The 25,017-nt window shown below is 41.9% G+C and carries 18 protein-coding genes, 4 tRNA genes and 5 rRNA genes; 23 read left to right on the top strand and 4 right to left on the bottom strand.

What is annotated here, in order from left to right:
- Window positions 1-199 precede the first annotated feature (199 nt).
- The 9 genes from AB3G38_RS16140 to rrf (AB3G38_RS16100) all read left to right on the top strand — a co-directional run bounded on the left by AB3G38_RS16140 (window position 200) and on the right by rrf (AB3G38_RS16100) (window position 10,635).
- A 23S ribosomal RNA gene (locus AB3G38_RS16140) occupies window positions 200-3,080 on the top strand.
- A 202-nt stretch (window positions 3,081-3,282) separates the two neighbouring features.
- Window positions 3,283-3,394 (top strand): 5S ribosomal RNA (gene rrf, locus AB3G38_RS16135).
- A gap of 310 nt (window positions 3,395-3,704) precedes the next feature.
- Window positions 3,705-4,286: a zeta toxin family protein gene (locus AB3G38_RS16130; protein ID WP_367864879.1), complete on the top strand. Its 582-nt coding sequence runs from the start codon at window positions 3,705-3,707 to the stop codon at window positions 4,284-4,286.
- Complete coding sequence (locus AB3G38_RS16125; protein ID WP_367864878.1) at window positions 4,273-4,461, top strand: hypothetical protein; 189 nt, start codon at window positions 4,273-4,275, stop codon at window positions 4,459-4,461. The genes AB3G38_RS16130 and AB3G38_RS16125 overlap by 14 nt, the downstream gene beginning before the upstream one ends.
- Before the next feature lie 889 nt (window positions 4,462-5,350).
- Window positions 5,351-6,872 (top strand): 16S ribosomal RNA (locus AB3G38_RS16120).
- A 164-nt stretch (window positions 6,873-7,036) separates the two neighbouring features.
- Window positions 7,037-7,110 (top strand) — tRNA-Ile (locus AB3G38_RS16115).
- Window positions 7,111-7,125: 15 nt separating this feature from the next.
- Window positions 7,126-7,199 (top strand) — tRNA-Ala (locus AB3G38_RS16110).
- Between the two features lie 241 nt (window positions 7,200-7,440).
- Window positions 7,441-10,321: ribosomal RNA gene (locus AB3G38_RS16105) — 23S ribosomal RNA — on the top strand.
- A 202-nt stretch (window positions 10,322-10,523) separates the two neighbouring features.
- Window positions 10,524-10,635, top strand: a 5S ribosomal RNA gene (gene rrf / locus AB3G38_RS16100).
- The 16S, 23S and 5S rRNA genes sit together here with 2 tRNA genes alongside, the layout of an rRNA operon.
- A gap of 81 nt (window positions 10,636-10,716) precedes the next feature.
- Here rrf (AB3G38_RS16100) and AB3G38_RS16095 read toward each other — a convergent pair.
- The gene (locus tag AB3G38_RS16095; RefSeq protein ID WP_041883359.1) at window positions 10,717-11,193 is read right to left on the bottom strand and encodes an Lrp/AsnC ligand binding domain-containing protein; all 477 of its coding nucleotides are present in this window, start codon (window positions 11,191-11,193) and stop codon (window positions 10,717-10,719) included.
- 154 nt (window positions 11,194-11,347) lie between these two features.
- Here AB3G38_RS16095 and AB3G38_RS16090 point away from each other — a divergent pair.
- The 12 genes from AB3G38_RS16090 to AB3G38_RS16035 all read left to right on the top strand — a co-directional run bounded on the left by AB3G38_RS16090 (window position 11,348) and on the right by AB3G38_RS16035 (window position 19,722).
- A tRNA-Asp gene (locus tag AB3G38_RS16090) sits at window positions 11,348-11,458 on the top strand.
- Between the two features lie 23 nt (window positions 11,459-11,481).
- Window positions 11,482-11,627 (top strand) — tRNA-Asp (locus tag AB3G38_RS16085).
- Window positions 11,628-11,802: 175 nt separating this feature from the next.
- On the top strand, window positions 11,803-12,789 hold the full coding sequence (locus tag AB3G38_RS16080; RefSeq protein ID WP_367864877.1) for a phosphatidylinositol-specific phospholipase C: 987 nt from the start codon (window positions 11,803-11,805) through the stop codon (window positions 12,787-12,789).
- A 59-nt stretch (window positions 12,790-12,848) separates the two neighbouring features.
- A complete protein-coding gene (locus AB3G38_RS16075) occupies window positions 12,849-13,313 on the top strand; it encodes a cytochrome B (RefSeq protein ID WP_367864876.1) in 465 nt (154 codons plus the stop codon).
- 215 nt (window positions 13,314-13,528) lie between these two features.
- Window positions 13,529-14,941 (top strand): anthranilate synthase component I family protein, encoded by a 1,413-nt coding sequence (locus AB3G38_RS16070; RefSeq protein WP_367864875.1) that lies wholly within the window; start codon window positions 13,529-13,531, stop codon window positions 14,939-14,941.
- A gap of 9 nt (window positions 14,942-14,950) precedes the next feature.
- Window positions 14,951-15,523 (top strand): aminodeoxychorismate/anthranilate synthase component II, encoded by a 573-nt coding sequence (locus AB3G38_RS16065; protein WP_367864874.1) that lies wholly within the window; start codon window positions 14,951-14,953, stop codon window positions 15,521-15,523.
- 10 nt (window positions 15,524-15,533) lie between these two features.
- Window positions 15,534-16,325 carry an indole-3-glycerol phosphate synthase TrpC gene (gene trpC, locus AB3G38_RS16060; protein WP_367864873.1) on the top strand — a complete coding sequence of 264 codons (792 nt, stop codon included), beginning with the start codon at window positions 15,534-15,536 and terminating at the stop codon, window positions 16,323-16,325.
- Between the two features lie 22 nt (window positions 16,326-16,347).
- Window positions 16,348-17,541 carry a GTPase HflX gene (gene hflX, locus AB3G38_RS16055; RefSeq protein ID WP_367864872.1) on the top strand — a complete coding sequence of 398 codons (1,194 nt, stop codon included), beginning with the start codon at window positions 16,348-16,350 and terminating at the stop codon, window positions 17,539-17,541.
- Between the two features lie 18 nt (window positions 17,542-17,559).
- Window positions 17,560-17,949: a 30S ribosome-binding factor RbfA gene (rbfA, locus tag AB3G38_RS16050; protein ID WP_183868431.1), complete on the top strand. Its 390-nt coding sequence runs from the start codon at window positions 17,560-17,562 to the stop codon at window positions 17,947-17,949.
- 5 nt (window positions 17,950-17,954) lie between these two features.
- Window positions 17,955-18,662 (top strand): peptidoglycan DD-metalloendopeptidase family protein, encoded by a 708-nt coding sequence (locus AB3G38_RS16045; protein WP_367864871.1) that lies wholly within the window; start codon window positions 17,955-17,957, stop codon window positions 18,660-18,662.
- 16 nt (window positions 18,663-18,678) lie between these two features.
- Window positions 18,679-19,329, top strand: coding sequence for an energy transducer TonB (locus AB3G38_RS16040; protein ID WP_367864870.1), 651 nt, complete (start codon window positions 18,679-18,681; stop codon window positions 19,327-19,329).
- Window positions 19,330-19,722, top strand: a complete 393-nt coding sequence (locus AB3G38_RS16035; RefSeq protein ID WP_367864869.1) for a hypothetical protein — start codon at window positions 19,330-19,332, stop codon at window positions 19,720-19,722.
- A gap of 31 nt (window positions 19,723-19,753) precedes the next feature.
- On the opposite strand, the gene AB3G38_RS16030 is transcribed toward AB3G38_RS16035, so the two are convergent.
- A complete protein-coding gene (locus AB3G38_RS16030) occupies window positions 19,754-20,623 on the bottom strand; it encodes a diacylglycerol kinase family protein (RefSeq protein WP_367864868.1) in 870 nt (289 codons plus the stop codon).
- A 71-nt stretch (window positions 20,624-20,694) separates the two neighbouring features.
- On the opposite strand from AB3G38_RS16030, the gene AB3G38_RS16025 reads away from it, so the two are divergent.
- Entirely contained in the window at window positions 20,695-21,672 is a 978-nt protein-coding gene (locus tag AB3G38_RS16025) for an App1 family protein (protein WP_367864867.1), read from the top strand.
- Here AB3G38_RS16025 and AB3G38_RS16020 read toward each other — a convergent pair.
- Both AB3G38_RS16020 and AB3G38_RS16015 read right to left on the bottom strand, forming a co-directional pair.
- Window positions 21,669-22,868, bottom strand: coding sequence for a DUF1501 domain-containing protein (locus tag AB3G38_RS16020; protein WP_367864866.1), 1,200 nt, complete (start codon window positions 22,866-22,868; stop codon window positions 21,669-21,671). The two genes, AB3G38_RS16025 and AB3G38_RS16020, sit on opposite strands and share 4 nt — an antisense overlap.
- Before the next feature lie 10 nt (window positions 22,869-22,878).
- Complete coding sequence (locus tag AB3G38_RS16015) at window positions 22,879-24,306, bottom strand: DUF1800 family protein (RefSeq protein ID WP_367864865.1); 1,428 nt, start codon at window positions 24,304-24,306, stop codon at window positions 22,879-22,881.
- Between the two features lie 71 nt (window positions 24,307-24,377).
- Here AB3G38_RS16015 and aat point away from each other — a divergent pair, with 71 nt between their 5' ends.
- A complete protein-coding gene (gene aat / locus AB3G38_RS16010; protein WP_367864864.1) occupies window positions 24,378-25,016 on the top strand; it encodes a leucyl/phenylalanyl-tRNA--protein transferase in 639 nt (212 codons plus the stop codon).
- Window position 25,017 lies beyond the last annotated feature (1 nt).

Below are 25,017 nucleotides of genomic sequence, written 5' to 3'. Positions count from 1 at the left end.
TAAGATGGTAGCAATACTATAGTACCCGGGACAATAAAGTTCTTTGACATATTGGAAGAAGTTAATAAAGAAGAGCAAACAACAATAGAGACGTTGTTAGCTTGAAGGAAACATGAATGTATTTATACACGACTGAATCCGTAAGGGTTAATAACAGATTAAAAAAAGCATTTCCATAGGCGCAAAAGGCTATGGAGAGAAGAAAGTAAGAAAGAGTACACAGGGGATGCCTTGGCTCTCAGAGGCGATGAAGGACGTGATAAGCTGCGATAAGCTCCGGGGATTAGCAAATATGAATTAATCCGGAGATTTCCGAATGGGGAAACCTGGCTAGTTGAAGACTAGTCGCATTACGATGCGCAAACCTGCCGAACTGAAACATCTAAGTAAGCAGAGGAAGAGAAAATAATAATGATTTCCTAAGTAGTGGCGAGCGAACGGGAAAGAGCCCAAACCAGTTATGTTACGGCATAGCTGGGGTTGTAGGACTACAATATGGCATTAATGAAATGAAGTGGAACAGGATGGGAAGCCTGGCAAAATAGCGTGAGAGCCGCGTACACGTAAGTAACATTAGTCTAGTAGTATCCTGAGTACCGCGAGGTCGGAGACGCCTTGTGGGAATCTGCCGGCACCATCCGGTAAGGCTAAATACTCCTGAGAGACCGATAGTGAACCAGTACCGTGAGGGAAAGGTGAAAAGAACCCCGAACAGGGGAGTGAAATAGAACCTGAAACTGTGTACTTACAAGCGGTCGGAGCGTCCAGGTGGCGTGACGGCGTGCCTTTTGCATAATGAGCCTACGAGTTACTCTTCTCTGGCAAGGTTAAGTGTTTAAGACACGCAGCCGAAGCGAAAGCGAGTCTGAACAGGGCGTATAGTCAGGGGAGGTAGACGCGAAACCTTGTGATCTACCCATGGACAGGTTGAAGGTGCGGTAACACGTACTGGAGGACCGAACCGATAAACGTTGAAAAGTTTCCGGATGATCTGTGGGTAGGGGTGAAAGGCTAATCAAACTGGGAAATAGCTCGTACTCCCCGAAATGTTTTTAGGAACAGCGTGGTGGTTAAGTTTATTAGAGGTAGAGCTACTGATTGGGTGCGGGGGAGTCAAATCCTACCAAATCCAGACAAACTCCGAATGCTAATAAATATACACTGCAGTGAGGCCCGGGGTGCTAAGGTCACGGGCCGAGAGGGAAAGAACCCAGACCATCAGCTAAGGTCCCCAAGTTACTACTAAGTTGAACTAACGAGGTGCGATTGCCTAGACAGCTAGGATGTTGGCTTGGAAGCAGCCATTCATTTAAAGAGTGCGTAACAGCTCACTAGTCGAGCGATCGTGCATGGATAATAAACGGGCATAAAGTAGTACACCGAAGCTATGGGTAATATTAATATTACGGTAGGGGAGCATTCCAGCGGCAGCGAAGTTTTGGCGTAAGCCAGGGTGGAGCTTCTGGAAAAGCAAATGTAGGCATAAGTAACGATAAGGCAGGCGAGAAACCTGCCCACCGAAAGGATAAGGTTTCCTGATCAACGCTAATCGGATCAGGGTTAGTCGGGGCCTAAGGAGAACCCGAAGGGGAAATTCGATGGACAACTGGTTAATATTCCAGTACTTTTTATAACTGCGATGTGGGGACGGAGTAGTGACACTGCCGCGATCTGACGGAATAGATCGTTAAAGACTGTAGGTATAGGAGAGGTAGGCAAATCCGCCACTCTTGCTGAAGGTCGATAGTACCGCAAGCCTTCGGGTAAGTGGATAGCGCAGGTAATCAGACTTCCAAGAAAAACCGCTAAGCTTCAGGTTATAAAAACCCGTACCGCAAACCGACACAGGTATCCGGGAAGAGAATTCTAAGGTGCTCGAGTGAATCATGGCTAAGGAACTCGGCAAAATGGCCCTGTAACTTCGGGAGAAGGGGCGCTGACAGCAATGTCAGCCGCAGTGAAAAGGCCCAGGCGACTGTTTAACAAAAACACATGGCTTTGCAAAATCGAAAGATGAAGTATAAGGCCTGACACCTGCCCGGTGCTGGAAGGTTAAGAGGGGATGTCATCTGTTAAAGGAGAAGCATTGAATCGAAGCCCCAGTAAACGGCGGCCGTAACTATAACGGTCCTAAGGTAGCGAAATTCCTTGTCGGGTAAGTTCCGACCTGCACGAATGGTGTAACGATCTGGGCGCTGTCTCAGCCATGAGCTCGGTGAAATTGTGGTCCCGGTGAAGACGCCGGGTACCCGCAACGGGACGGAAAGACCCCATGCACCTTCACTACAATTTAACATTGACATTGGATACAGGATGTGTAGGATAGGTGGGAGACTATGAAGCGGCATCGCCAGGTGTTGTGGAGTCAACGTTGAAATACCACCCTTTTTGTATTCGGTGTCTAACCCTTGAATGAGGGGACATTGTTTGATGGGTAGTTTGACTGGGGTGGTCGCCTCCAAAAAGGTAACGGAGGCTTTCAAAGGTAAGCTCAATACGCTTGGTAACCGTATGAGGAGTGCAATAGCATAAGCTTGCTTGACTGTGAGGCAGACAAGCCGAGCAGGGTCGAAAGACGGATATAGTGATCCGGTGGTTCTGCATGGAAGGGCCATCGCTCAAAGGATAAAAGGTACGCTGGGGATAACAGGCTGATCTCCCCCAAGAGCTCATATCGACGGGGAGGTTTGGCACCTCGATGTCGGCTCGTCACATCCTGGGGCTGGAGAAGGTCCCAAGGGTTCGGCTGTTCGCCGATTAAAGTGGCACGCGAGCTGGGTTCAGAACGTCGCGAGACAGTTCGGTCCCTATCTGTTGTGGGCGTAGGAATTTTGAGTGGGGCTGACCTTAGTACGAGAGGACCGGGTTGGACTAACCTCTAGTGAATCTGTTGTTCCGCCAGGGGCATTGCAGAGTAGCTACGTTGGGAATAGATAAGCGCTGAAAGCATCTAAGTGCGAAACTAGCCACGAGATGAGAATTCCATATAGGACCGTAGCAGACTACTACGTTGATAGGTTACAGATGTAAAGCTGGTGACAGCATAGTCGAGTAATACTAATCATCCGAAGCTTTCAAGAGCAATAAACTGTTGTTTGTTCTTCATAACTAACTTCTTTCAATAATATGTCATCGTTTGATGGACCGGAGTGAAAACAGGAAAAGCAGTGATGCGGATCCTTTAAGCCCAGGAACGGAAAACAATTATAATATCAATCGAGCGATAATAACAAAAGCTATATCAATGAATAGCTGAAAATAACAAAAGCTGGATAAAGACATTTAGGTGCCTATATCGGTGGTGTCCACCTCTTCCCATTCCGAACAGAGAAGTTAAGCCCACCAGAGCCGATGGTACTGCGGTAACACGTGGGAGAGTAGGTCGGTGCCAAATCTTAAAGAAAGCCTGTAGGAAACTACAGGCTTTTCTTGTTTAAAGACCTTTTTTATTAAACAGAAATAGCTACTGCCTTTATGTAACCAGGTATATATAACCTGTAGTGTGGGGGGATTCGAATTCCTAACCTGATCCGGATCCTGGACCAATAGAAACTTCAATACTACTTCCTGAACTTTGAGAAAGATAATTTCTATCTTTAATTTGATGAAACTATCAATCTTATATGTGCAGGGCAGTACACAATTGGCATTTTTGATGGGACAGATACTATCTGTTCAGTTCTTCGATAGAAAGGCTGGATCCCTTGGCTAATCTCTATATCATAGCCGGTTGCAATGGTGCAGGTAAAACTACCGCGAGTAATACCATTCTGCCGGAAATCTTAAATTGTATGGAGTTTGTGAATGCTGATAATATTGCCTGCGGCCTGTCTCCTTTTAATCCTGAAAGCGTAGCTTTTGAATCAGGTAGAATTATGCTCAGACGTATTCGTGCATTAATGACAGCCAGGATTGATTTTGGGTTTGAAACTACATTGGCGAGCCGAAGTTATGTTACCCTGGTTAAACAGGCAAAACTGATGGATTACAAGATTAGTTTGTTGTATTTTTGGCTAAGCTCTCCAGATCTGACCGTAGAGCGTGTTGCTAAGCGGGTGAGCAATGGAGGGCATCACATTCCTTCGGATGTAATAGAACGCAGATATTATCGGGGCATTTATAATTTATATAACCTGTATATGCCGATATGTGATGAATGGACAATCGTAAATAACATGGACCTGGTACCTGAAGTGATTGCCAAATATGACAGCTTTGGAAAAGCAGTATTTAATCGCGAACTTTGGAATACTATCATTAGACAGCAAAATCATGGAAAGACCTGATTCTTTAATTCAAGATGACACTTTTACCGATAAGGTAATGGTTGGTCTCAAAAAGGCTTTACGAAAGCTGGCTGAGGAAGCCGCTGTAAATAACGAGGAGCTTGTTATTGGTGATAAGGAGGGGAATACTAAATCTGTCCCTGCCAAAGATCTGCTGAAGACGTTGTCTAAATAGTTTATCGTTGATAAGCTATCAATCCATTTGTATCTATTTCTTCTCTGATTTTATTTCTCTCAGGTATCAATACTATTCTTTTATTGGTTTCAACTTATAATAATCTTATTCTCATTGCTTGTTTTATCATTCAACTGTATTGCATCACTGGTTTTGATTATTACTCTTCCTACTTTACTTAATATTTGATAAAAAATAGTACTTAATAGATGAAAATGGGAAGAATGATTGAATTTTTCCTAATACAGGATATTGGGTTTTAGGTGATTTTTCTGCTAAAAATGTGGTTTGTGAGTCCCTCTAGCATTTAATTTAATTTTTTGTAGTTGTAAATCATGTAGTTAGGGATTGTATACAATTATAAGTGCGTTATTGTTTGGTTAATGGTATAATTTTTCTACTTTTGCATCCCGCTTCGGAGGAAGGGAAAGAGTGAAAAGGATGAGTGCTGAGGATTGAAAGGATGTGAAGTAGAGGTTGTTGTTAAGCTCTTGGGAAGGAATTAAAACTTTCTAAAAATAAAAAATAAAAAGCTTGACAAAACGAAAAAGATTTCTACCTTTGCAGTCCCAACAAAAACGGGAAGATCACTAACGGATGTTAGCAGATCACAATAACAAGACTGAAACGATGAAATACCGGAAATGAATCAGGAACATGAAGACCTGAGAAATAGAAGGAATAACATTGCAACATATAAAGACTGGCCGTGAGGTACTGTCGAGAAGTTCATTAAAGAGATGTCATTTACAAACGTAGCGAGGTAAGCTAGTACAAGTTCAAAGTACATGAACCGCGCGAGTTTTTTAAGTCTATTCTGACAGACAAATAAGAATAAGACTATTATTAATACAAGTTAAGAATGGTCAGTGTTCAAACATAACATTTTACAATGGAGAGTTTGATCCTGGCTCAGGATGAACGCTAGCGGCAGGCCTAATACATGCAAGTCGAACGATACTCTTTAGCTTGCTAGAGAGGAAAGTGGCGCACGGGTGCGTAACGCGTATGCAACCTACCTTAATCAGGGGGATAGCCCGAAGAAATTCGGATTAACACCGCATAAAATCACAGCACAGCATTGTGCAATGATCAAATATTTATAGGATTAAGATGGGCATGCGTGACATTAGTTAGTTGGCGGGGTAACGGCCCACCAAGACCACGATGTCTAGGGGATCTGAGAGGATGACCCCCCACACTGGTACTGAGACACGGACCAGACTCCTACGGGAGGCAGCAGTAAGGAATATTGGTCAATGGAGGCAACTCTGAACCAGCCATGCCGCGTGCAGGAAGACAGCCCTCTGGGTCGTAAACTGCTTTTATTCGGGAATAAACCTATCTACGTGTAGATAGCTGAATGTACCGAAGGAATAAGGATCGGCTAACTCCGTGCCAGCAGCCGCGGTAATACGGAGGATCCAAGCGTTATCCGGATTTATTGGGTTTAAAGGGTGCGTAGGCGGCTTTTTAAGTCAGGGGTGAAAGACGGTGGCTCAACCATCGCAGTGCCCTTGATACTGAAGAGCTTGAATGAACTAGAGGTAGGCGGAATGTGACAAGTAGCGGTGAAATGCATAGATATGTCACAGAACACCGATTGCGAAGGCAGCTTACTATGGTTAAATTGACGCTGAGGCACGAAAGCGTGGGGATCAAACAGGATTAGATACCCTGGTAGTCCACGCCCTAAACGATGAATACTCGCTGTTAGCGATACACAGTTAGCGGCTAAGCGAAAGCGTTAAGTATTCCACCTGGGGAGTACGGTCGCAAGATTGAAACTCAAAGGAATTGACGGGGGCCCGCACAAGCGGAGGAGCATGTGGTTTAATTCGATGATACGCGAGGAACCTTACCCGGGCTTGAAAGTTAGTGAATCATTTAGAGATAGATGAGTCCGCAAGGACACGAAACTAGGTGCTGCATGGCTGTCGTCAGCTCGTGCCGTGAGGTGTTGGGTTAAGTCCCGCAACGAGCGCAACCCCTATGTTTAGTTGCCAGCACGTTATGGTGGGGACTCTAAACAGACTGCCTGTGCAAACAGAGAGGAAGGAGGGGACGACGTCAAGTCATCATGGCCCTTACGTCCGGGGCTACACACGTGCTACAATGGATGGTACAGAGGGCAGCAAGCTGGTAACAGCAAGCAAATCTCCAAAAGCCATTCACAGTTCGGATAGAGGTCTGCAACTCGACCTCTTGAAGTTGGATTCGCTAGTAATCGTATATCAGCAATGATACGGTGAATACGTTCCCGGGCCTTGTACACACCGCCCGTCAAGCCATGGAAGTTGGGGGTACCTAAAGTATGTAACCGCAAGGAGCGTCCTAGGGTAAAACCGATAACTGGGGCTAAGTCGTAACAAGGTAGCCGTACCGGAAGGTGCGGCTGGAATACCTCCTTTCTGGAGTAAGATAGATAACTCGCTGCGTAAATGATATACCAATGAAACTCTAACAGCTAGAGCAACAGCAGTATATAAGTAAATGACAATAAAATCTCAAAAGGAAAACCCATAGGATGAAACATCACAAATAGTTGTTCGCCTACTGCAAGTTAAGACAATTTAGTCCCGTAGCTCAGTTGGTTAGAGCACTACACTGATAATGTAGGGGTCAGCAGTTCAAATCTGCTCGGGACTACATTATATATTCTAAGGGGGATTAGCTCAGCTGGCTAGAGCGCCTGCCTTGCACGCAGGAGGTCAACGGTTCGACTCCGTTATTCTCCACGATTGTCCCGTAGTTAAGATAAAAGCTACAGGAAATAGGGTAAGATGGTAGCAATACTATAGTACCCGGGACAATAAAGTTCTTTGACATATTGGAAGAAGTTAATAAAGAAGAGCAAACAACAATAGAGACGTTGTTAGCTTGAAGGAAACACAAGTGTATTTATACACGAACTGAATCCGTAAGGGTTAATAACAGATTAAAAAAAGCATTTCCATAGGCGCAAAAGGCTATGGAGAGAAGAAAGTAAGAAAGAGTACACAGGGGATGCCTTGGCTCTCAGAGGCGATGAAGGACGTGATAAGCTGCGATAAGCTCCGGGGATTAGCAAATATGAATTAATCCGGAGATTTCCGAATGGGGAAACCTGGCTAGTTGAAGACTAGTCGCATTACGATGCGCAAACCTGCCGAACTGAAACATCTAAGTAAGCAGAGGAAGAGAAAATAATAATGATTTCCTAAGTAGTGGCGAGCGAACGGGAAAGAGCCCAAACCAGTTATGTTACGGCATAGCTGGGGTTGTAGGACTACAATATGGCATTAATGAAATGAAGTGGAACAGGATGGGAAGCCTGGCAAAATAGCGTGAGAGCCGCGTACACGTAAGTAACATTAGTCTAGTAGTATCCTGAGTACCGCGAGGTCGGAGACGCCTTGTGGGAATCTGCCGGCACCATCCGGTAAGGCTAAATACTCCTGAGAGACCGATAGTGAACCAGTACCGTGAGGGAAAGGTGAAAAGAACCCCGAACAGGGGAGTGAAATAGAACCTGAAACTGTGTACTTACAAGCGGTCGGAGCGTCCAGGTGGCGTGACGGCGTGCCTTTTGCATAATGAGCCTACGAGTTACTCTTCTCTGGCAAGGTTAAGTGTTTAAGACACGCAGCCGAAGCGAAAGCGAGTCTGAACAGGGCGTATAGTCAGGGGAGGTAGACGCGAAACCTTGTGATCTACCCATGGACAGGTTGAAGGTGCGGTAACACGTACTGGAGGACCGAACCGATAAACGTTGAAAAGTTTCCGGATGATCTGTGGGTAGGGGTGAAAGGCTAATCAAACTGGGAAATAGCTCGTACTCCCCGAAATGTTTTTAGGAACAGCGTGGTGGTTAAGTTTATTAGAGGTAGAGCTACTGATTGGGTGCGGGGGAGTCAAATCCTACCAAATCCAGACAAACTCCGAATGCTAATAAATATACACTGCAGTGAGGCCCGGGGTGCTAAGGTCACGGGCCGAGAGGGAAAGAACCCAGACCATCAGCTAAGGTCCCCAAGTTACTACTAAGTTGAACTAACGAGGTGCGATTGCCTAGACAGCTAGGATGTTGGCTTGGAAGCAGCCATTCATTTAAAGAGTGCGTAACAGCTCACTAGTCGAGCGATCGTGCATGGATAATAAACGGGCATAAAGTAGTACACCGAAGCTATGGGTAATATTAATATTACGGTAGGGGAGCATTCCAGCGGCAGCGAAGTTTTGGCGTAAGCCAGGGTGGAGCTTCTGGAAAAGCAAATGTAGGCATAAGTAACGATAAGGCAGGCGAGAAACCTGCCCACCGAAAGGATAAGGTTTCCTGATCAACGCTAATCGGATCAGGGTTAGTCGGGGCCTAAGGAGAACCCGAAGGGGAAATTCGATGGACAACTGGTTAATATTCCAGTACTTTTTATAACTGCGATGTGGGGACGGAGTAGTGACACTGCCGCGATCTGACGGAATAGATCGTTAAAGACTGTAGGTATAGGAGAGGTAGGCAAATCCGCCACTCTTGCTAAAGGTCGATAGTACCGCAAGCCTTCGGGTAAGTGGATAGCGCAGGTAATCAGACTTCCAAGAAAAACCGCTAAGCTTCAGGTTATAAAAACCCGTACCGCAAACCGACACAGGTATCCGGGAAGAGAATTCTAAGGTGCTCGAGTGAATCATGGCTAAGGAACTCGGCAAAATGGCCCTGTAACTTCGGGAGAAGGGGCGCTGACAGCAATGTCAGCCGCAGTGAAAAGGCCCAGGCGACTGTTTAACAAAAACACATGGCTTTGCAAAATCGAAAGATGAAGTATAAGGCCTGACACCTGCCCGGTGCTGGAAGGTTAAGAGGGGATGTCATCTGTTAAAGGAGAAGCATTGAATCGAAGCCCCAGTAAACGGCGGCCGTAACTATAACGGTCCTAAGGTAGCGAAATTCCTTGTCGGGTAAGTTCCGACCTGCACGAATGGTGTAACGATCTGGGCGCTGTCTCAGCCATGAGCTCGGTGAAATTGTGGTCCCGGTGAAGACGCCGGGTACCCGCAACGGGACGGAAAGACCCCATGCACCTTCACTACAATTTAACATTGACATTGGATACAGGATGTGTAGGATAGGTGGGAGACTATGAAGCGGCATCGCCAGGTGTTGTGGAGTCAACGTTGAAATACCACCCTTTTTGTATTCGGTGTCTAACCCTTGAATGAGGGGACATTGTTTGATGGGTAGTTTGACTGGGGTGGTCGCCTCCAAAAAGGTAACGGAGGCTTTCAAAGGTAAGCTCAATACGCTTGGTAACCGTATGAGGAGTGCAATAGCATAAGCTTGCTTGACTGTGAGGCAGACAAGCCGAGCAGGGTCGAAAGACGGATATAGTGATCCGGTGGTTCTGCATGGAAGGGCCATCGCTCAAAGGATAAAAGGTACGCTGGGGATAACAGGCTGATCTCCCCCAAGAGCTCATATCGACGGGGAGGTTTGGCACCTCGATGTCGGCTCGTCACATCCTGGGGCTGGAGAAGGTCCCAAGGGTTCGGCTGTTCGCCGATTAAAGTGGCACGCGAGCTGGGTTCAGAACGTCGCGAGACAGTTCGGTCCCTATCTGTTGTGGGCGTAGGAATTTTGAGTGGGGCTGACCTTAGTACGAGAGGACCGGGTTGGACTAACCTCTAGTGAATCTGTTGTTCCGCCAGGGGCATTGCAGAGTAGCTACGTTGGGAATAGATAAGCGCTGAAAGCATCTAAGTGCGAAACTAGCCACGAGATGAGAATTCCATATAGGACCGTAGCAGACTACTACGTTGATAGGTTACAGATGTAAAGCTGGTGACAGCATAGTCGAGTAATACTAATCATCCGAAGCTTTCAAGAGCAATAAACTGTTGTTTGTTCTTCATAACTAACTTCTTTCAATAATATGTCATCGTTTGATGTACCGGAGTGAAAACAGGAAAAGCAGTGATGCGGATCCTTTAAGCCCGGGAACGGAAAACAATTATAATATCAATCGAGCGATAATAACAAAAGCTATATCAATGAATAGCTAAAAATAACAAAAGCTGGATAAAGACATTTAGGTGCCTATATCGGTGGTGTCCACCTCTTCCCATTCCGAACAGAGAAGTTAAGCCCACCAGAGCCGATGGTACTGCGGTAACACGTGGGAGAGTAGGTCGGTGCCAAATCTTAAAGAAAGCCTGTAGGAAACTACAGGCTTTTCTTGTTTAAAGACCGTTTTTCTATCAAACAGCAGTTTAATGCCTTTACTATCCTAACTCTATTTGCCTTCTGATGCTTTCCTCCAGTGAGATCAATGTCTCCGTGCGCTGTATACCTGCCACAGCCTGGATCTCTTCATTTAATACATGACGTAAATGATTGGTATCCCTGCATATGATTTTAGCGAACATACTATAGGCACCAGTTGTATAATGCAACTCCACAACTTCTTTAATTCTGCTGAGCTGTTCCACTGCATCTTTATACTGAATTCCTTTTTCCAGGTATATACCTAGAAAAGCACAGATATCATATCCTGCCTTCTGCGGATCTATAATTAAATGTGATCCTTTTATAATTCCCATTTCCTGTAGTTTTTTCATTCGAACGTGAATTGTTCCTCCCGAAACAATCAAATCTTTCGCTATTTCTGTGTAGGGTTTAGTCGCATCCTGCATCAGTTGCTTTAAAATGTCAATATCCAGGTTATCAATTTCTAAATTTTGGCTTTCTTTTTTGAGCATGATTTCAATTAATTATAATGATGTTCTAATATAATTACAATAGTCGTAATAATGAAATTAAATCATTAAAATATTTGTAACGTATGCAGTCTATCGTTACATTTGTATCAAGCAAGTAAGAAAAAAAAGTTCATTTTAATAATTGCTTATACTCTGTAGGGTGGTGGAACTGGCAGACGCACCTCCTTGTCTCGGTGGTGGAGAATATGGAAAACCTGAAAAGGCTAACTACTCCTTGAAGGTTCGACTCCTTCCCCTACAGCCAAAGAATGATTGTTCTTTATTTAATGTTGGGTGGTGAAATTGGCAGACACACCTTCTTGTCTCGGTGGTGGGGATCATGGGATAAACACAGTTTATGGGTTGACCACAAATTAATTTTTTGAACTGCGGCTAACTTCCCCTTGAAGGTTCGACTCCTTCCCCAACAGCCAGTTTTTTTATTTTAATAAGTTAGTTAATTAGGGTGATCCGGAGGCGGATTACCCTTTTTAGTTTTAAACTTAATCCGTTGTGCGTAGTAAATTAACAATTCCGGGGTAGCTTCGTGTTATATAATAACGAAATAAAAAATCGTATTCTCATAACAATCTAACCGAAAAACAATTGATGAACAGCAACAGAAAACTACAGCTTTTCTTAATGGCAATTGGTGTATTCACCATTACCTCCTGTAAGAAACAAGGAATTCAGGACAATGCTCCTGCAACGAGAAACGAAAGCGCGATGATCAAAACTAACGCTTTGCCGAATTACTCGCTTAATAACTGGATGAGTTTCTTGCCAGACACCATGAACATCGCGCAGATATCCATTCCTGGAACACACGATTCAGGCGCGAGGACTGAACCTATATCTGGTACTGCAAAATGTCAGACGATGAGTATAACAGAGCAGTTAAATGCTGGTGTGCGATACCTGGATATCAGATGCAGGCACATCAACAACAGCTTTGCCATTCATCACGGTGCTATCTATCAGAATTTAAACTATAGTGACGTTTTAAAGGCTTGTATTGACTTCTTAAATGCAAATCCATCAGAAACTATTATGATGAGCGTAAAGGAAGAACACACAGCTACTGACAACACACGCAGCTTTGAACAGACTTTTGATAGCTATGTACAGGAAAATGCTGGTAAATGGGATCTGGGAACTGGTATTTCGAAGCTTTCAGCTATTCGCGGTAAAATTAAACTGCTGAGAAGATTCAGTTCAGGAAATGCAAAAGGAATAGATGCTACCCAATGGGGAGATAATACTACTTTTGATATTAATAATCCGGCAGCTAATCTGAAAGTACAGGATGAATATAAAGTTTCTAATACAGATACTAAATGGACCAGTGTGAAAGCACAATTAGATGCTGCACATGCTGATCATTCCAACAGGCTGTATCTAAACTATAGCAGCGGATATAAATCACTTATTTTTGGCATTCCTGATATCAATGCAGTACACAATTCAGTTAATCCAAAAATCGCAGCCTATTTTAGTGGGAACATCAGTGGCAGATATGGTGTAATTCCAATGGATTTTGTTACGGCCGATTTAGCACGAGGAATTGTAAAGACAAATTTTGGTCAAACTTTATAATGATTCTAAATATTAATAATAGGACCCTGCGCTTATAAGCAAGCATTAATTTCTTATTTTTGAAGAAAAAACTTGTTATGGGTATTTATGAAATCTTGAAGAGTGCGCACTCTGGATGGCGTTATTTAGTAATCATCTTATTGCTGGTTGCTTTTATTAATGCATTAATGGGATATGTGGGTAAGAAACCATATACCGAAGGGAACCGTAAATTAAATGTGTTCGCTTTGATCAGTGCGCATATTCAATTTGTTTTAGGTTTAGTAATCTATTTTATGCATGATTGGTATAAAGGAGATAGTTCCGTTGCCATACAACGTTACTGGAAAATGGAGCACGTATCTATGATGTTAATTGCAATCATCTTAATTACAGTGGGTAATGCCCGTTCCAAGAAAGGTGCTACAGCATCAGCTAAACATAAAACTATATTTATCTTTTTTGGATTAGCACTTTTATTAATCACTGGGGCAATTTTAGCAATGGTTAAGGTAGATCCAAGCAGACATCTCTTCGGAATGTGATAATTATTTTACGATTTAATTTTGGTTTGTAAGATTTATTTCTATTTTTGCTACTCAATGATTAACAATAAACATACTACTTGGCAATGGCGTGGTAATTCTGAAAAGAGTTTCGTCGTAGCCTCGTGTACCTTATAGTTTATCAACCTAAACCAAACCACACATACTAACCCGACGTTCTACGCGTCGGGTTTTTTTTGTTTTAATAATTTCAGATGGAGAAGATCAAAATCAATACCGTTTTTAAAAAGAGATTAGCAGATACCATTACTCCAGTAAGTATCTATCTGCGATTGAGGGATGTTTTTCCAAACTCCCTGTTGCTGGAAAGTTCTGATTACCATAGCCGGGAGAACTCCGTAAGTTACGTTTGTGCAGATCCTGTTGCAGGAATTATGCTGGAAAATGGAAAATTGTCTTCTTATTTTCCCAATGGAGAAAAAGTAGTGAAGGATGAATTTGTCCTGACTGAGGAAATCGAAGCTTTTAAAGCAAGATTTGATCCTCAAACTGTAGAAGAACAGCGCCGTATTTCTACGGGAATGTTTGGTTATTTTACCTGGAACACAGTACAGTATTTTGAGGATATCAAATTTACAGCGCAATCTCCAAAGGGAGAAGAGATTCCAATGATGCAATATCATGTTTACCGTTATATTATTGCCATTGACCACTTTAAGAATGAGATTACCTTGTTTAAGAATAATTTCAATGAGGAAGACGATGAAGATTTAGAGAAAATCGAATACCTGATCCAGAATAAAAACTTCCCTGAATATAGCTTTGATACTGTAGGTGAGGAGCAGTCTAACCTGACGAATGAGGGCTTTATGGATATTGTGGAGAAAATGAAGAAACATATCCTTCGTGGTGATGTCTTTCAGATTGTTCCTTCCAGAGCCTATAATCAGAGATTTTCGGGTGATGAGTTTAATGTTTACCGCTGTTTGCGCTCTATTAACCCTTCTCCTTACCTGTTCTATTTTGATTACGGAAGCTTTAAGCTTTTTGGCTCATCGCCAGAAGCGCAGATTACGATTAAAAACGGAGCAGCTAACATTTTTCCAATCGCCGGAACTTTTAAACGTACTGGTAATGATGAAGAAGATGCTGAATTAGCGAGAAAGCTGGAGCAAGACCCTAAAGAAAGTGCAGAACATGTAATGCTGGTAGATTTAGCCAGGAATGATCTGAGCAGACATTGCAGGGATGTTGAAGTTAAATCGTTTAAAGAGGTTCAGTATTATTCTCATTTAATCCATCTGGTTTCAAAAGTAAGCGGAAATATACAGCCAGATGTTTCAGCTTTTAAAGTGGTCGCTGATACTTATCCGGCAGGAACTTTGAGCGGGGCACCAAAATACAAAGCCATGCAGCTGATCGATGAATATGAAGGGCTGGCCCGTAATTTTTATGCGGGTGCAATTGGTTATATGGACTTTGGCAGTTCATTTAATCATGCAATCATGATTCGTACGTTTATGAGTAAGAATAACCAGTTGCATTATCGGGCTGGTGCTGGTATTGTAGCAGATTCTATTGCAATTAATGAGCTGAATGAAGTAAACAATAAGATCGCTGCCTTGCGTAAAGCAATAGAGATGGCCAAAGGGATTAATAAAATTTAAATTAAAGACATGCAAAAGAAAATATTAGTCATAGATAATTATGATTCATTTACCTATAATTTAGTGCATTTAATTAATGAATTGGGCAGAGAAGCAGAAGTGTGGAGAAATGATAAATTTTCCCTGGCTGATGTCGCTCAATTTGATAAGATTTTATTATCACCCGGCCCTGGTATACCATCAGAAGCAGGATTACTCTTAGAAGTGATCAGGACCTATGCAGCTGAAAAAAGTATTCTGGGTATCTGTCTTGGACAACAGGCTATTGCTGAAGCATTTGGTGGTCAGTTGTTAAATTTAGGCAGACCTATGCACGGCATAGCTACACCTATAAACGTAATTGATAAGGAAGAATTCTTATTTAATGACTGTCCTGAATTAATTAACGTAGGCCGGTATCATTCATGGGTTGTTAGCCGGGAAGGTTTTCCGGCTGAATTGATTATTACCGCTACTGATACAAGTGAGGAGATTATGGCACTCAGACATCAGACTTATGATGTTCGTGGTGTACAGTTTCATCCGGAAAGCGTGCTGACGGAATACGGAAAAGAAATGATGAAAAATTGGTTAGATAATTAAAACATACAAAATGAATATTTTAGATAAAATCGTACTTAGAAAAAAAGTAGAAGTTGAACAAGCTAAAAAGCTGGTTACTATCAAAGAGCTGGAACAAGGTGTTTATTTTAACCGGACACCTTATTCTTTGAAAGAATTTATAATGAGCCCTGAACGTACAGGCATTATCGCAGAATTTAAGCGCCGTTCTCCATCAAAAGGAATTATCAATGACCATTCTACAGTTGTAGAAGTGACTAATGGTTATGCGGCAGCAGGTGCTTCTGCCATTTCTGTATTGACTGATATAGATTTTTTTGGCGGTCATCCGAATGATTTACTGGAAGCAAGGGCAGCAAACAATATTCCTCTTTTGCGTAAAGATTTCATGATTGATGAATACCAGATTGTAGAAGCAAAAGGCTTGGGCGCTGATATTATTCTGCTGATTGCAGCAATTCTTACCCCTGCACAAATTGAGACTTTCAGCAGGCTGGCCAAAAGCTTAGGCCTGAATATATTGCTTGAAGTGCATAACCTGGAAGAATTACAGCGCAGTATCAATCCTTATGTTGATGCAATAGGAGTTAACAATCGTAATCTGACAGACTTTTCTGTCAATATTCAGACGTCTTTTGATCTGGGAGGGGAGATCCCAAAAGAATTTCTAAAAATATCTGAGAGTGCGATCAGTGATCCACAAACAATTAAGCAGCTAAAAGCGGCTGATTTTAACGGTTTTCTGATTGGTGAAAACTTTATGAAGACAGCTGACCCTGGAGCTGCAATGCACGAGTTCGTTAAGGAATTGATCTCGGTATAACTTTTGTATCTTTGTACTTTACATGGGAAAAGAGAAAACTTATGATACCGCCGTTAAGCAGGAACGGGCAGTCCTGGTAGGTGTGATCAGACCGGGAGAAAAACCGGAAGAAACAAAAGAATATTTAGACGAGCTAACATTTTTGGTAGATACAGCAGGTGGGGTAGTGGATAACATCTTCACACAAAAAATGCTGAAGCCTGATAGAGGTACCTTTGTTGGAACGGGAAAATTAGAAGAAATAAGAGCCTACGTGAAGTCGGAGGAAATTGATATGGTCGTTTTTGACGATGAGCTATCTCCTTCACAACTGCGGAATATAGAGCGCGAACTGGAAGTGAAAGTTCTGGACAGGAGTAATCTTATCCTTGATATTTTTGCAGGAAGAGCGCAAACCTCACAGGCTAAAACTCAGGTTGAATTAGCGCAGCTGCAATATTTATTACCACGTTTAACACGCTTATGGACTCACCTGGAGCGCCAGAAGGGTGGTATTGGTATGCGCGGACCGGGTGAAACTCAGATTGAGAGTGACAGAAGGATGATTCTGGAGAAAATCTCCCTGTTAAAAGGAAGATTAAAACTGATTGATAAACAGAATGAAACACAACGGAAAAACCGTACTGAATTAATCAGAGTGGCTTTAGTAGGCTATACAAATGTGGGCAAGTCTACTATCATGAACATGATTTCAAAATCAGAAGTGTTTGCAGAGAACAAGTTGTTCGCTACTTTAGATACTACGGTAAGAAAAGTTGTGATTGACAATCTGCCATTCTTATTGTCTGACACCGTTGGTTTTATCCGTAAACTGCCGCATCACCTGGTAGAATGTTTCAAATCAACATTGGATGAAGTCAGAGAAGCTGATATATTAATCCACGTGGTGGATGTGTCTCATACGAGTTTCGAAGACCAGATCAGAGTGGTAAATGAGACGCTGAAAGACCTGGGTGCAAGGGATAAGGAAACGATCGTAGTTTTCAATAAAATTGATGCTTACGTGAATCCTGAAGCCGACGAAATGAATGAGGAGGAGAAGGTGACTTTAACACTGGAAGACTTTAAAAGGAGCTGGATGGCACAGCATAATACGCCGTCGTTATTTATCTCAGCACTGCATAAGGAAAACCTGGAAGAATTTAAACAACTTTTATACGATAAGGTTGTTGCCCTTCATACGGCCAGGTATCCTTATGACAAATTATTATACTAAATAAAGATTACAAAAATCATGGAAAGTAAACGTCAACAGAAATTTGCTGGTGTACTGCAAGAGGAATTAGCGACATTATTTCAAAGAGAAGGGGCAGAGTACTTACCCAATACATTAGTTACGATTACAAAAGTCCGCGTATCTCCGGATTTAGCGGTAGCCAAGGTTTACCTGAGCTTTTTAAGCACAAATAATACAGGACTATCCATTGCAACCGTAAATTCTCATGCTGGAGAAATCAGGTATAAACTGGGTGCGCGTATTCGTCACCAGGTAAGAGTTGTACCAAGTTTGACTTTCTTTTTGGATGATACAAACACGTATGTGGAACATATGGATAAGATCTTCGATAAGATTTCAAAAGAACGTAAAGAACAGGGCGGAGAAGAAGAAACAACAGAAGACTAATTCTGATGGAATCTCTGGAAAAGCTTAAGGGGTGGTTATCAAACCCTGAAAATCAGATCAGCAGTGTAGTAGATTTCGATCCTTCTGCTGATCGGTTATACCCTTTCGATTTTACAGCGGCTAACCTGGAACTTACTGCCGGAATTCTTGCAGATACGTCAGTTTTTTCTTCGTGGGTATCAAAGAAACTGGAAGATACGGGCTCTCGTTATGGTATCGGAGGATACAATGAGCACCGGACAATTTATTCAAGAAGTATTCATTTCGATACGCTGGAAGAACCGCGAAGATTACATCTTGGTGTAGATATCTGGGGACCTGCCGGAACTTCAGTATATAATTTTTTTGATGCACAGGTACATAGTTTCAAAAACAACGATCATTTCGGTGATTATGGGGCAACAATCATCCTGAAATATCAATTGGACGGACTCACTTTATATGCGCTTTACGGACACTTAAGCCTGAAATCATTAGAAAGGCTTCAAGTAGGGCAGTTTATTGCTGGCGGAACTTTATTTGCTTCTTTTGGAATTCCTGCTGAAAATGGAAACTGGCCCCCGCATCTTCATTTTCAGCTGATGTTTGATATGCAGGGACAAGAAGGAGATTATCCTGGAGTTTGTCAGTTTTCTAACAAAGCTGTTTACCTGAAGAATTGCCCGGATCCGGGACTGATTCTCAAACACACTTTTAATATTCCTGCAGAATAATTTCGTAAATTGGGGAATGAAGAAGATTCTTGCTGTATTCCTGTTTTTTATCGGTTTGTCTGTTCAGGCGCAACCTTTATTTAAAGGTGGTCTGGATGCTTTTATTCAAACAAATATCATTTATCCCGAATTCTCCTTACAACATTGTTTGGAGGGAAAGATTAATGTTAGTTTTAAGCTCAACCTGGCAGGAGATGTTTATAACTCAAAAGTAAGCAGTGGATTGGGGATTGATCTCGATCAGGAGGCTTTACGATTAATCAGGCTGAGTAGCGGAAAATGGCAGATACCTGAGGGTTATGATACGGCTTACATCATTATTGCTCCTGTCAGCTTCACTATTTCCGGGGGAGATTGTGCAAAAATAAGTACTATTGACAAAAACAAGGCTATTGCAGCTTATCAGGCGAATGAAGGGCTGACAGAGGTGATTACTAACTTTTACAGGAATAAGGCTTCAGGAAGCTTCAATGAAGCAGAGGAAAGCAGGATAATCGCATTGAAGGAAGAGCTGGGCTATGATGATGCTTACCTGAAGAAAAAAATCGAAGAAGGGCAAAAGAAGTTAAAACAAAAAGACAAACAAGGAGCCTGCGAGGACTTTTTGTTTGTCAAATATATGGGTTCAGCTTTGGCTGATGAACTACTGGAAAAATATTGTAAATAAATGCGTCCTTTATTCAAATTATTCGCGTTGCTGGATCTGATCAGCATCGTTTCTCTGAGTCCTCAAATCTGGGCTGTTTCAGTTAAATATCAAGAAATTCCAAAGGAAGCATTTGCTATAGGAAGGGTTGTTTTTACCCTCCTGATATTTTGCTCACTATTTATTTCTGCTGCTGGTCTGTTTCAATTTCGCAAATACGGAATTATAACCTATTATCTGCAATTTCCTTTCCGGCTGGCACTATGGGTGTTTTCTATCGGGTTTATTACTTTTTTACCTGAACTGTTTCATCAGGGCGAACAATGGTTTGGTATCCTGTTCAGGATCTGTATCATTGCCGAGTTTTTCAGGGGATACTATATCCTGCAGGCACATCGTAAATATTTCAGATAAACAAGGCGTCCAGGCGAGATGACTATACTATTTAGCTTAGCACTGGCTTAAAAACTACTGTTATAGCCGCAGGTAATAGTTCTGCTGTTATGGTATTGACTTTACCTATATATTCTCCGTCTACCTGAAAATGTGCCTTGTGTTTAGTTTTAATACGTAACCCTTTTGTCTGAAATGATTCGATCTTTTCCGGATTAAAAGGTAAATCGGTGAAACGTATCTTAATAATTTCCATTAAAGAGTATTTTTTGACCAGGATAACCTCAAAAACATCATCATCCAGCTGACCGTCCGGATTGATTTTAACACCGGTACCATACATGGTCGCATTCGCAATAACCACCATTGCAGCCTCGGAACGAATAGTTTCTTTCCCGATTTGAAATTCTACTTCCATCTTATGATGGCTCCATAGTGCTTTCCACAAAGCTTTAGTGTATCCCCACATCCCTCTTTGCGGCAGATCATCAAACTTTTTGACGATATAAGCATTAAAGCCAATGTCAGATAAATGAATACATAGTTCGCCATTCACAACTACTGCATGAATTTCTTTAGTTTCCCCATTGATGGCTAAATCGAGTGCTTCATTGATGTCTAACGGTACACCCAGTTCTTTTGCCATACCATTTGCCGAACCAGCAGGAATAATTCCGATTGGAGTTTTCGTTCCTTTTAATAACTCACAAACCAGTTTTAAAGTCCCATCTCCGCCCACTGCGATTACACGTGTTGCTTTTGCCTGGTCAATAGCTGTCTTAATTTGTTCGGTACTGCAATTTTTAGTGAGTTCATAGATTTCAAACTGATGTTCCAGTGCCTTAAAAAAGTCTGTAATCACCGTTGTGAAATCTGTATTATCACTTCCCGAGCCTGGGTTAACAATAAATAATAATTTCATGGCGGTAAATTAACGTGGAGTAATATGTTCAATAGCACAAACAACCAGGCGTCTGCTCTGTTTGATTTATAATGAATAATTCTGTTACTGTAAAAGTATATCATGGATATGGGCACACACAAAACCTTGTAGTGTACGGTCATGTCTTTAAATTCAGGGCGAAGAATACCCAGAACTATAGCAATAATTTCTTTGTAAATATCCTCTATCTGATCAGGATGTTCATTTTAAAGCCCTATCCATGGGTTAAAGTAAGACTTAGTTTTTATACACAGACTGTCACTCAGACTACAGAATACGACGGTTTTTTTAAATTTGAATGGAGTGCTGAAGAGAATGTGAGCGCAGGCTGGCACCAGGTAAAAGTAGAGGCACTGGGCGATAACGGGGAAGTATTAGCAGAGAGTACGGGGGATGTTTATGTTCCTCACGTTACCCAGTATGCATTTATATCTGATATTGACGATACGATTATGGTTTCACATTCTGCAACTATAGGCAGAAGGCTAAGAGAACTTTTTATTAAAAATCCCCATACCAGGAAAACTTTCCCGGGGGTGAGTTCCCAATATAATTTACTGGCCCTGTCTCATACCGATGTTGAACATCCTAATCCCTTTTTTTATGTTTCCAGTAGTGAATGGAACTTATATGATTACCTGGTCAGTACTTTCAGGTTCAATAATTTGCCTGAAGGAACTTTTCTGCTGAACCAGATTAAGCGGTGGAAAGATCTGTTGAAAACGGGTAAGACCGGGCACGAAGGTAAACTTATACGGGTTTTGAGGATTATAGATGCTTTTCCGAATCAGAAGTTTATACTTTTTGGCGATAATTCTCAGCAAGACCCAGACATTTATTCTTCAATTGCTATAAAGTACCCAAAAAGTATAGAGGCTATCTATATCAGGAACATCAGGAAAGAGAAACAGGCTATTACCCTTGATCTGCTTAAAAAGGCAGAGGAATATCAAATTCATACCTGCCTCTTCACAGACAGTAAAGAAGCCATGTTACATGCTGCTCAAATCGGTTTGATTAAAGTTTAAATAAATCCTAGTGTATTAAACCGCTTGTTTAGAACCTGCGAATTGTTGACATCCAGCCATTTATCCAGAATAGTGCCGTATACTTCCCTGAAATCTACCTGGTATTTTAAATCTCCGTTATCCAGGTTTGCTAGATCTGGTGCCGCATTATAGATGCCCTGTTTTTTTAGTCTGCCGCCAAATAAAAACATGTTGTTTGCTGTACCATGATCAGTCCCGTTGCTTGCATTTTGGGCAACCCGTCTGCCAAATTCCGAAAAAGTAATTACCAGCGTATCTTCCAGCTTATTATTCTGGTTCAGATCTTTCACAAAAGCATTCATCCCTTCTGCATATTGCTGTAACAACCGGCCTTGTTGATTAAGTTGATTCACATGCGTATCAAAACCACTTAAAGAAACGTAGTACACCCGGGTTTTTAAGCCGGAACAAATAAATTTAGAAACGGTTTTCAGCTGATTGGCAAAACCTGAATTCGGATAAGTATAATTGGGCTTGTAAATTTTAGAAGTATTCTGGATATAATTAGCAGAAGAAGAGGTTTCGATCATTGTTTTATAGAGATAACCTAAGTTTTCTTCATCCAGATGGTCTTTATCGCTCTGAATCATTTCTCTGAAAAATGGCTCATTTGTATTGCGGAACAAGGTAGCCGGGTCTTTCAGTGCAATTCCTTTTTTGCTTAGCCCTTTCATCGCTAAAGAAAGGCTGTCGTCAACTTCGATAGCTGTGTAGGGGAATTTACAGGTTTGACAATTGGAATCCAGGTAACGTCCTATCCAGCCTGTAGAAAGGTATTGATTCGCATCGCTTGCTGTTTGCCAGATATCCATAGATCGGAAATGTGAACGGTCAGGATTGGGATAACCTACATCGTTAATGATAGACATCCAACCCTGATCATAAAGCTCTTTTAAACAGGTCAGATTGGGATTTAAGCCCTGCATATCATTCAATTTGATAACTTCTGTTGGTTTAATTGCTATCCCATTTCTCATTTGATAATAAATATCATTTCCAAAAGGGACTACTGTATTTAATCCGTCATTACCTCCGGATAGCTGTACGACTACCAGATTCTTGTATAAACTGAGTTCATCCAATGCGAGGGCTTCAAATGGCTTCATGAAAGCGGGAACAACCATTGTACCCGCTGCTGCAAAAGCTGCCTTTCTTAAAAAATCTCTTCTTTCCATGTGATTCAGGTTAGCATAATTGATACTCCGGCATACTGGTTACAGCAATGACGGTGTTTTTTAGATTGACATTACTGGCAACCAGATCGCTGATCTTTTTTCCTACAGTGGGTTCCAGTAAAAAAGCAGCCATTTCTGTTTGTTTCATATCCTTTGGAAAACAGGATAGAAATTTCGGCCAGTCTGCTTGTGCATTCACATAAGATTTAACGGGCTTTGGCTTTTGTTTTTTATTCAGGGCAATGACAGCTTCTTCTTCAGGATCTGCCTTCCCGTCAAAATCAAGGATTCCATCATTTAAAACCAATGAAGGTATCTTGAGCCGAAGCATCAGAGAGGAGCTGTCTATCCAGCTTTTACCGCCCGGCCATCCCGCCACATTAGGGGGATTAAATAAATACTGTCCCAGACTGCTTTGTAATTGAATTAAAATCTGTGGTTTATTATACGTGACATAAAATTCTCTGCTCAGATTGACAAGAAATTCTACAGGAGATTTTATTTTGTTGCCCATGTTTTCTTTACTATAAAACCATTCTGCATTAAATATACGTTTCATCAATGCAGTGATATCATATTGCTGGTCATAGAAATAAGCCGCCAGTTCTTTGACATGCGCTTCATTTGGGGTATCATTCACAAAAAAAACATAAAGCTTACGGCAAATGAAAACTGAAGTTTCTGGTTTAGCCAGTATGTGGTCAATGATCGCTTCTCCATCAAAATTTCCCGTCTGTCCAAAGAATGTTTTTTCTTGTGTATCGTGTGTCCTGGGATTGAACTCAAATGCTCCATTCTTATTATAAGCCCATCCGGTGAATGCTCTTGCGGCTTCTTTGATGTCTGTTTCTGTGTAATTTCCTCTGCCTAAGGTGAATAGTTCCATTAATTCTCTGGAGAAATTCTCATTGGGATGACCCTTTTTGTTTTGCTGATTATTGAGATAATCGAGCATAGCAGGAGATTTCGAAACTTCCATCAGCAGTGTCTTAAAACTGCCCAGTGCATTGTTTCTTTGAATATTGTTGAGTTGTTGTGCGTAGAACGGATTATTGGCGCGGCAGGCAAAATGTCCATGCCAAAACAAAGTCATCTTTTCTAATAAAGGAGTTTCTGTGGAGATCATCCTTTGTATCCAGTTCAAATTAAGATCGCGGCTTTTTTCATTCCTTGCTTTGGTAATGTCTTCGCGCTGCTGCTTTTCTTCGGGAGTTAATTCTTTTTTGCCATTTAAACCGGACAAAGTAAGCTGCTGTTGTTTGAATTCATCAGAAGTAACTGTAGTCAGTTCGTTTCCAGGTACGGGGCTGACAAACAAAGCATTGATCGCCTTACTTATTTTTCTTTTGCTCAATTGCAATAAATCGGGATAGGCTATGCCGAAACCGGCTCTGTTGTAAAGATGCTTGATGTTAGAGAAATTGTCTTTTCTATCCATGATGCAGGCTGTTTTCGGGGGTTATGACAGTAATAAAACGTTTAGGTTTAAAATTTTATATTTTTGTCTCTATGATATTTCAGTTACCTGAAGAAGAATTGGTTTTTCCTGACCCCTCCTTGGCGGAGGAAGATGGATTGCTGGCTATTGGAGGAGATCTAAGTAAAGACAGGCTGGTGCTGGCCTACCAGAATGGTATCTTTCCGTGGTTTAGCGAAGGAGATCCGATTTGCTGGTTTGCTCCTCCTGAACGCTGTGTAATCTTTCCTGAACGAGTTAAGGTGAGTAAAAGTATGCGGAAAGTAATGGCAGATGGTGTTTTTACAGTAACAGTGGATCAGGTTTTCGGGGATGTGATTCTTTGCTGTGCACAAACTCCCAGAAAAGAACAGGATGGTACCTGGATTACCAATGCAATGCAGCAAGCTTATATCAACTTGCATCAGCATGGCTGGGCACACAGTGTAGAAGTCTGGTCTGAAGGAGAACTGGCAGGAGGTTTATATGGATTAACAATTAACGGTGTGTTTGTTGGAGAAAGCATGTTCAGCCTGAGAAGTAATGCTTCTAAAACGGCCCTGATCTGGCTTTGTCAGCAAGGAAATTACAGGCTGATTGACTGCCAGGTACCCAATGACCATTTAATGAGTTTAGGTGCTGAAATGATTACCCGGGAAGCTTATACAGAAATTCTACAGGCAAATCTTTAAT

The organism is Pedobacter sp. WC2423, assembly GCF_040822065.1.
Classification (GTDB): domain Bacteria; phylum Bacteroidota; class Bacteroidia; order Sphingobacteriales; family Sphingobacteriaceae; genus Pedobacter.
This window is presented reverse-complemented; position numbering and strand designations above follow the sequence as displayed.

Coding starts and splice junctions, on each gene's coding strand:
- AB3G38_RS16125 (WP_367864878.1), top strand. CDS start 4,273: ATGGAAAGACCTGATTCTTTAATTCAAGATGACACTTTTACCGATAAG.
- AB3G38_RS16095 (WP_041883359.1), bottom strand. CDS start 11,193: ATGCTCAAAAAAGAAAGCCAAAATTTAGAAATTGATAACCTGGATATT.
- AB3G38_RS16080 (WP_367864877.1), top strand. CDS start 11,803: ATGAACAGCAACAGAAAACTACAGCTTTTCTTAATGGCAATTGGTGTA.
- AB3G38_RS16070 (WP_367864875.1), top strand. CDS start 13,529: ATGGAGAAGATCAAAATCAATACCGTTTTTAAAAAGAGATTAGCAGAT.
- AB3G38_RS16065 (WP_367864874.1), top strand. CDS start 14,951: ATGCAAAAGAAAATATTAGTCATAGATAATTATGATTCATTTACCTAT.
- trpC (WP_367864873.1), top strand. CDS start 15,534: ATGAATATTTTAGATAAAATCGTACTTAGAAAAAAAGTAGAAGTTGAA.
- hflX (WP_367864872.1), top strand. CDS start 16,348: ATGGGAAAAGAGAAAACTTATGATACCGCCGTTAAGCAGGAACGGGCA.
- rbfA (WP_183868431.1), top strand. CDS start 17,560: ATGGAAAGTAAACGTCAACAGAAATTTGCTGGTGTACTGCAAGAGGAA.
- AB3G38_RS16045 (WP_367864871.1), top strand. CDS start 17,955: ATGGAATCTCTGGAAAAGCTTAAGGGGTGGTTATCAAACCCTGAAAAT.
- AB3G38_RS16040 (WP_367864870.1), top strand. CDS start 18,679: ATGAAGAAGATTCTTGCTGTATTCCTGTTTTTTATCGGTTTGTCTGTT.
- AB3G38_RS16035 (WP_367864869.1), top strand. CDS start 19,330: ATGCGTCCTTTATTCAAATTATTCGCGTTGCTGGATCTGATCAGCATC.
- AB3G38_RS16030 (WP_367864868.1), bottom strand. CDS start 20,623: ATGAAATTATTATTTATTGTTAACCCAGGCTCGGGAAGTGATAATACA.
- AB3G38_RS16025 (WP_367864867.1), top strand. CDS start 20,695: ATGAATAATTCTGTTACTGTAAAAGTATATCATGGATATGGGCACACA.
- AB3G38_RS16020 (WP_367864866.1), bottom strand. CDS start 22,868: ATGGAAAGAAGAGATTTTTTAAGAAAGGCAGCTTTTGCAGCAGCGGGT.
- AB3G38_RS16015 (WP_367864865.1), bottom strand. CDS start 24,306: ATGGATAGAAAAGACAATTTCTCTAACATCAAGCATCTTTACAACAGA.
- aat (WP_367864864.1), top strand. CDS start 24,378: ATGATATTTCAGTTACCTGAAGAAGAATTGGTTTTTCCTGACCCCTCC.